The following is a 7,955-nucleotide window of genomic DNA, read 5'->3' on the forward strand; positions in this document are numbered from 1 at the left end:
AGTCTGGCAAAATAATATGCCAGGCTCATTATTTGTTATTTTTTATTGAAAAGGGGTATAGTTACTAAACCTGGTATGCTAAAATTTAGCCACACGAAGTAAATAATGAAAGAAGGACACCGCATGGCATCCAAGTCTAACAAATTCGCATTATACATCCTTATGTTCAACATGTTCATTGCCATGAGCGGCATCGGTCTGATTATTCCCATCATGCCCGCTTATCTCGATACATTCGGAGTCGCCGGCCAGGTGCTTGGAACTCTGATCGCCACCTTCGCACTTGCACAATTCCTGTTCTCCCCGATTTCCGGACAGCTTTCCGACAAATACGGCAGAAAAAAACTGATTATAATCGGATTGATTGTTTTCGGTTTATCACAACTCGCTTTCGGGCTTGCAAACGAACTATGGATTCTATATGTAGCCCGGTTCTTCAGTGGCCTTGGAGCCGCTTTTCTTATTCCGCCAATGATGGCTTTTGTCGCTGACATCACAACTTATGAAGAACGCGGCAAAGGAATGGGATGGCTTGGAGCCTCCATGTCACTCGGATTTATGATCGGACCCGGTTTTGGAGGTTTTCTGGCAGAAGTCAGTCTGCAGTTTCCATTCTATATCGCTGCACTCGTGGCAATTCTAGCTGCCATCATGTCTCATATTGCTTTGCCCGATGTGCCGCCAACCGTACAGCAGCTGGAAAATAAAAAGGAAAATCTGCTCCAGCAGATGAAGCGTTCCATTTATATGCCCTATTTCGTCATGCTGATCGTCATGTTCATCTTTGCTTTCGGTTTATCGAATTTCCAGTCGACTATCGCTTTATATGTTGACAAGGAACATGGTTTCACACCGAAAGAAATTTCGATCCTGATTACCGCCGGTGGTTTTGTCGGAGTCATCATTCAGACATTTGTCATTGATAAACTTTTCAAACGCTACGGTGAGATGAAAGTGATTCTGGTAAATCTTCTGGTGTCGGCAGCTGCCATGATCGGCATCCTGTTCGTCGATACATTCTGGACAATTCTTCTCGTATCATCAGTGTTCTTCACTGCAGCGTCTCTCCTGCGCCCGGCCATCAATACATTGATATCGAAACTGGCGGGCGATCAGCAGGGTTATGCTGCAGGCATGAACAATGCCTATATGAGCCTAGGCAATATGATCGGACCTGCACTTGCGGGTATTCTGTTCGACATCAATATGATTTTCCCTTATATTGCGGGAACAGCCATCCTGATGATCTGTTTCATGATCGCTTCCGGCTGGTCAGCGAGAAAACAGCAGCTCCTGCAGGAAACGCGGACGGTTGCACCGGCGGGCAAGGGCTGACTCTGGTTAATAAATTTAAGTATCGAAAAAACCTGTCCAATGCGGACAGGTTTTTTATTGTTTATATTTTTGTTTCGCTTTCAGCAATTGTTCGATGCCTGAGCCGCCAATGTTTTGGTTCTTCTGAACCTGTGTTTCTCTTGTGAATGACGGCATCCGGAGACCGAATCTGCGAATCGTAATATCAGCGAAGAACAGCAGCATCGCGAGCAAAATCAACGGAATCCGAATGTCCTGCATGGAGCTGCTGTGATAAGGAATGTCCCTGAAAGCATCATTTACCGTTTCCAGAACCTGGCCGCCGCCTCTCTCAGCAATCGCTGCCAAAAGCTGCGTGTCCGCAGTTTCACTCCTGTATTCTTCACCGTAGGGAATGGTGAGGCCTGTCCGGTAAGCTGCCCCTGTTTCATTGGATACGCTGAAAAACACCAGTCCCGGTTCTTCATCCAAATGGACGTCGATGACACCCGGTCCTGCCGGTTCTGTCTGCACAGGAAGTTCTTCCCCTCTTTCATTGATGACCACGGCATTCAGGATTGCGGAAGATTGGGAAGGATCTTCTATTGTATAGACTCCCTGCTGTTTCCGATTTATCGAAAATGGCGCTTCCGTAAAAGCCGGCAATAATTGAGAGACACTCCGGTTCCAGAACGCCTGCCAATTGCTCCAGCTCTGAAACTCTCCGCTCCAGGCACCGCTGCCGGAAGTGAAAGCCACCGTTTTGCCGAGGCCGTAATTCCACTCGGCAAGTACGGGATCCTCCTGGTCACTTTCAGCGATGACCTTGGCCGTGTCTTTGACCGTTGTTGCGATATAACTGTTCATCTGAGGAACCCCGTCTTCAAAAAGCGGGCTCCATGCACTTTCGTAGACCAGCGGATAAAATGGTTCATCGACGATATAGGTCCGTGACATCATGATCGTTTCACGCGACAGGATCGCCGGAATGGTGGATGCATCCACGACGTCATAAAAACGGCCGTTGCCGTTTTCAGCGAGAGTTTCCAGCAATGACCGGTCCGCGTCCTGTCCGACCGCCACTGTTGAAAGTGTAATATTATTCTCTGCTCCGCCTTCGATTAACTGATCATAATCATTCTGCGTGCCCGACTGGCCATCCGTCAGCAGAATAATATGCCTGCGCTGCAGGTCGAGTTCCGACAATTGGCCATATGCTTCCGAAAGCGACGTATAAATTTCGGTCCCGCCGCCTGGAGCGACCGAGAGAATATCTTCGACTGTCTGTTCGGGGTCCTGCAATTTCTGAGTCGGGACGATTTCCCATGGTCTGTCGTCAAAGGCGATGACTCCGACAAAGTCATCTTCACGCAGCAATTCGACGGACCGGGCAGCCGCTTCTTTGGCGAGCTCCAATTTCTGTCCCTCCATGCTTCCTGAACGGTCCATGACGATTACAAGCCCGAGCGACGGCAATTCATGCTCTCCTTTCACTTCCATTTCCACCGGCAGAAGCTGTTCAATCGGCGTCTTAAAATATCCGCCGAGCCCAAAACTCTGGTCGCCGCCCACCATCATGAATCCCATGCCGAATTCCTTGACCGCCTGCTCGATGACCGTCATTGTCTGTTCCCCGACCTGGGTGCCGGGAACATTATCAAAAATGATGGTATCGTAAGCCAGGATCGAAGATAAATTACTCGGCAAACCGGAAGGAGAAACTTCCTTCACACGCAGGTTGTCACTGTCCACTAAACCTGCGACAGGGCTTTGCCCTTCCCCGCTTACAATCAGGATTTCAGGAGGCCCTTCCACTTCCGTCAGACTCGTCAGCCTGTTGTTCTGAAGAAAGCCGTCTTTTTCTGCTTCAATGGCCGCGTCAAATTTCAGCAGCCCTTCATTTTCTGCAGTATAGCTGTAGCTCAGGATATTGCGTCCTGCTTCAAGATCCGCAGGAATCCGATCGATTTCTGTATCGTTGACCGAAAAAACAATTTCTCCTTGACTCTTCTGATCAGCTTCAATGATCAACGAAAAATCCAGTTGTTCACCTGAAAAAGCCTGTGGGGGCGTCCGGAATTCGGTCAACGCAACTTCATTGCCCGCAGGTGGTTCAATGGGCAGCACATCGACAGTGAGTCTGTCACCCATGATCCGGTCCATACTTTCCAGTGCGGATGACCGGGTTTCATTGCCATCGCTCAGCAGCACTATCCGTGTTGCCAGATCCTTATCACCACTGTTGGCAGCGAGTTCGAGTGCCTGTCCGATGTCGGTATGGTTTTGGTCATTATCAGGAAAATCAGCAGGCAGCATTTCCCTTTGGGCTGACAGCGGCAACAGCGACTGGAAATCTTCAGCAAATGTGAAGACACCGGCAGACTGGTGATTTTCACTGCCGCCCATTGCCTGCGCCAGCTGCTGTTCAATACTGTTTTCCGCCTGCGCCATCGAAGCTGACCGGTCCCACAGGAAAATGATCTGCTCTTCATCGACTGGCCGGTGGATTTCCGGTAAAGCCAGAGCAGCAATCAGAAGAAACACGCTCAGGATCCTGAGAGTGAACAGCGTGCGAAAAAGTGTTGATGCTGTCTTCAATCGTCTCCGTGCTGACAGCAGCAAATATATGCCCGCCGGAATCAGCAGCAGCATCCATAGTGGTTCATCAAAGCGAAGTTCCACGGCGGTACACCTCCCATTCAGCCAGCATCAGCAGCAAAATCACCAACAGCAGCCAGGGGATTACAGAGTGCTCAGTCGACATTTCTGTGGCGATGGCTTTGCCGGCTGAAAAATTCTGCCCGGCTGCCACAGTTTTTTCTTCATTGCTCAGCTGGACAATAAAGTGTTTCGTTTCTTCACCGCTGATTGCGCGGTAAATTCCCGGTTCAGCGGGCGCCCGAAAACTGCTTTGCCCTTCGATGTATGAAAACTGATATTCATCCTCTTTGAATATTTCCCATTCGCCTTTGGCTGAAGTCAGCGTGACGGCACGTTGTTCATTGGGATGGAATGTCCCCAAATATGCCTCACTTCCGGTCATTTCATGGATGGCGCTCCAAAGAAATAAAGGAAAAGAGGGGCTCAATGGCCAGTCGGTTGCCTGGATATCTGTCAGTACGACAATATCCCCTTCGGGTGACAGCTGGATGAAGGGCTGTTCATCGACAGTGGCGAGCGTCGTGAAATCTTCAAACCCCGGATATAATTCCGCGATATAGACATTGTCCATCGGTGCATAGGCAAATAACGGATGGTCCACAGTCTCGACCCTTCCTGTTACTTCAAAAGTGGTTTCATCGTTTCTGCCGATCAATAAAACCGGCGCATCCCCGCCGATGAAATCAGTTTGGCTGGTGATCAGCGGAAATCCTGTAAATTCACCGAGCTGTTCCGGGGATGCCGCATTTACCCGGAGACCGAGCGATTCCAGCCCTCTTGCCACGAGGCCGTGCAGTGAATTGTCCAGTATGACCGTGTCGGCAGGAAGGCTGATGTATGAAAATGCGCGGTTGTCCAGTGCATAGTCATCGTCCACATTCAGCGCTGCCTGCCATAATTCACTGTCCGGCAGGTTTTCGAACGGGACCAGCTGTTCCTCACCCGGTTCCAATGCTATCGCTGCGCTTGTTTCGAAATCTTCAGCGGATACGTTAAGCGTTCCCTCCACTGCAGCTTCGCTGTCATTGACCAGCTGGACGATGGCACGGTAGCCTGTTTCGCCCTCAGCTACCCCGAACTGCCGAATTGACACATTAGCGAGCGGTGTATTGTTGGCATGAATGACGTATGCCGCACCGGTTTTACCGGAGACGACGCTGCGGTCGAGTGCGTCAGTGAAAATATGGATGACAGCCGCTTCATCTTCTGTCAGCGTTTCAGCAAACAATATCGTCTTCTCTATTTGGGGAGATTCATAAGTTGCCGTAATATCATCTATTGCCTGCTGCAGATTTCTTTCAGAAACTTCTTTGCTGGCCAGAATTTCCGGTGTGGCACCTGCATTGATGATGGTTACAGGCTTCCCTTGCGCCTTTGCCGCCAGCTCTTTCATCTCTTCTTTCTGCTGCTCCAGCTGGCTGGGTGTGCCGGCGAGCATGGAAGCAGAAGTGTCGATGATGAATATGAATTCGCCGCCGTCAAGGCTTTCCGACTTTACATACGGCCCCAGCAGCGCCAGAACCAGCAACAGAAGCGCAGCCAGCTGCAGATAAAACAATAGATGGTGCTGCAGTTTTTTCAAGTAAGGAGAAGCCTGCATCTCTTTCATCAGCTGGCGCCAATATAGAATAGAAGAAACTGGCTGGTCCCGGTATTTTTTTCTGTAGAAATAATAAAGAACGAGGGCGATGGGCATAATAATTGTCCAAGCCAGCCCCCAATTTGTTATACCCATTTCCCATCACCTCACTGGATCCATTTTTGTTTAGCCATTTGATGCAGAAGTATTTGCTGAACCCCGTCCTCCGCATGGACCGGTAAATAGTGAACGCCGTACCGGCTGCATAAAGTCTGGAGCCCGGCGAGATGTTCCTGATGCTGCCGGCTGTATTCCCGCATCGTCTGGGCCGTCATCGTCACATTGAACGCATCCGCACTTTCCCGGTCAATCAAGCGGAGATCTCCCGTAAAACGGGGCTCCCGTTCCTGCTGTTCGGAAATATGCAGGAAGCGGATATCTTTTGAATATCTGGCGGCTCTGCTGAAAAAGAGCTGCCAGTCATCCAGCGGCTCCAATGCGTCCGACAAAACGAATAACACCGTTGAATCTTTTGCAGGCTGGAAATCGGCCCGTTGTGCAAATCCCTGTTCTCCAGCTTTTGAAAGAGAGGCAAAAAAATGGGCAAACAGTTTTTGTGCGGATTTACCTTTTCTCCTGAACGGAGGCTGGCTTCCCTGTCCCACCGAAACCGACAGCTTATCGTCATTCATCAAAACAATGGAGCCGAGTGAATAAGCCAGCTGTCTGGCGAACAGCCATTTGCCTTCCATAGATTTGGATGCATCCACCATGATATGTACACGCATTTCCTGTTCATCCAAAAATCTTTTGATGTAAACGCGTTCTGTTCGTGCGTATACATTCCAGTCTATATGCCGAACGTCGTCACCGGGATGGTACTCGCGAAAATCCGAAAAGTCCATCGATGAACCAAAGCGCCGGGAGAGGCTGGATCCTTTGTGATGCCCTCTCACTTTTGATCTGGTGCCGATTGAATAACGGCTCAGGCGGGCAAGCCAATCTTCAGGCAGCTGGAGTAAATTCATCTCGCATTCCCTCTTCCGGAGGCATCGAGCACGAGGCCGATCAAATCATCAATGACTGCACCTTCCGCTTCGCCTTCATAACCCAGCAGCAGGCGGTGCCTCAACACCGGTTTTGCGACGTACTTCAAATCACCGATTGAAACATGGTAGCGGCCATTAGCAAGTGCCCGGGCTTTCGCTGTCCGAATCAGACTTTGCAGCCCACGTGGACCGCTGCCGTATTGAACGAACCGTCTAATGTCTTCAATGTCGGTCTGTCCCGGATCCGTATTCTGAATAATGTCGACCGCGACCATCAGAATATCGTCGGCAATCAGCACCTCTTTGGCTAGCTGCTGCGCTGCCACCAATTCTGCCGCATCCATTTTTTTGCTCAGCTGAATATCCTGGCTGCCGGTTGTCCGTCTGACAATCTCCGCCATCTCAGTACGGGAAGGGGATGGGATTTTTATTTTGCAGATAAATCGGTCCATCTGTGCTTCAGGCAAAGGATACGTTCCTTCCATCTCTATCGGATTCTGCGTCGCCAGAACAAAGAAAGGTCGCGCCATCGTTTTGGTATCGCCCAGCACAGTGACCGTTTTTTCACCCATCGCCTCGAGCAGCGCACTTTGCGTTTTCGGTGTAGCCCTGTTGATTTCATCTGCCAATACCATCTGGCTGAAAATCGGCCCTTCCCGGAATGTAAACTGCTGTCTGCCTTCATGATCTCTTTCAATCAGGCTGGTTCCTGTGATATCCGAAGGCATGAGATCCGGTGTAAATTGAATCCTTGAAAAGGACAGATCCAGCACTTCCGCTATTGTCCGGATCAGCATTGTTTTGCCGAGCCCCGGCAAACCTTCGAGCAGCGCATGGCCATCAGAAAGGATTGCGTACAGAGAAAATTCGACTGCTTCTTCCTGGCCGACGATAAAACGGCTGATTTCTTCCCTCACCTGCTGCAGTTTGGTGCTCATTTCCGTAAACTGTTCTGCTGTGACTGCCATCGCTCTCCCCACTTTCGCTTATTCGCTTTCTATAGAAGAAAAATACTGCTGTACAATATTTCGAAGATCCGGTGGAAGTTTCATCCGATCGGCGCTGGAAAAATAGGAATCGCTGTAATCTCCCACTACTTCCCGGTACGGACGTACAGAACCGCGCTCCGCATTTACCGGCCCTTCTTCAAACGAACCCTCTTCACCTTCAGACAGTTCTCCGCCATCAACCGTTGTTTTTCCGGTGCCGCCGATTCTGGACGGTATGCTCAGCATCTCGCGGCTGCCTTGACCGCTCCCGGCTCCGCCACCGGATGCAGCACCTTCACTGCCCTGACCGCTTCCCTGTCCCTGGCCTTCACCCGCGGCAGGATTTTCTGACTCTCCTTCACCCTGTCCTTCGCCTTCTCCTTC

Annotated in this window: 5 protein-coding genes and 1 pseudogene; 1 reads left to right on the forward strand and 5 read right to left on the reverse strand. The window is 50.3% G+C overall.

Going from position 1 to position 7,955, the window contains the following annotated elements; all coding sequences use genetic code 11:
• The first annotated feature begins 123 nt into the window (after positions 1 to 123).
• Entirely contained in the window at positions 124 to 1,335 is a 1,212-nt protein-coding gene (locus tag KW93_RS02200) for an MFS transporter (protein WP_033541326.1), read from the forward strand.
• Between the two features lie 54 nt (positions 1,336 to 1,389).
• Here the strand turns inward: KW93_RS02200 and KW93_RS02205 are convergent, their stop codons facing one another.
• The 5 genes and pseudogenes from KW93_RS02205 to KW93_RS17365 form a co-directional block, all read right to left on the reverse strand.
• Positions 1,390 to 3,975: a VWA domain-containing protein gene (locus KW93_RS02205; RefSeq protein ID WP_033541327.1), complete on the reverse strand. Its 2,586-nt coding sequence runs from the start codon at positions 3,973 to 3,975 to the stop codon at positions 1,390 to 1,392.
• Positions 3,959 to 5,689 (reverse strand): vWA domain-containing protein, encoded by a 1,731-nt coding sequence (locus tag KW93_RS02210; protein ID WP_033541328.1) that lies wholly within the window; start codon positions 5,687 to 5,689, stop codon positions 3,959 to 3,961. The genes KW93_RS02205 and KW93_RS02210 overlap by 17 nt, the downstream gene beginning before the upstream one ends.
• Before the next feature lie 11 nt (positions 5,690 to 5,700).
• Complete coding sequence (locus KW93_RS02215; protein WP_033541329.1) at positions 5,701 to 6,561, reverse strand: DUF58 domain-containing protein; 861 nt, start codon at positions 6,559 to 6,561, stop codon at positions 5,701 to 5,703.
• Positions 6,558 to 7,550, reverse strand: coding sequence for an AAA family ATPase (locus KW93_RS02220; protein ID WP_033541330.1), 993 nt, complete (start codon positions 7,548 to 7,550; stop codon positions 6,558 to 6,560). The genes KW93_RS02215 and KW93_RS02220 overlap by 4 nt, the downstream gene beginning before the upstream one ends.
• A gap of 18 nt (positions 7,551 to 7,568) precedes the next feature.
• Positions 7,569 to 7,955, reverse strand: a pseudogene (locus tag KW93_RS17365) (hypothetical protein); the annotation flags it as partial.

Source organism: Planococcus sp. CAU13, assembly GCF_000775575.1.
Classification (GTDB): domain Bacteria; phylum Bacillota; class Bacilli; order Bacillales_A; family Planococcaceae; genus Planococcus.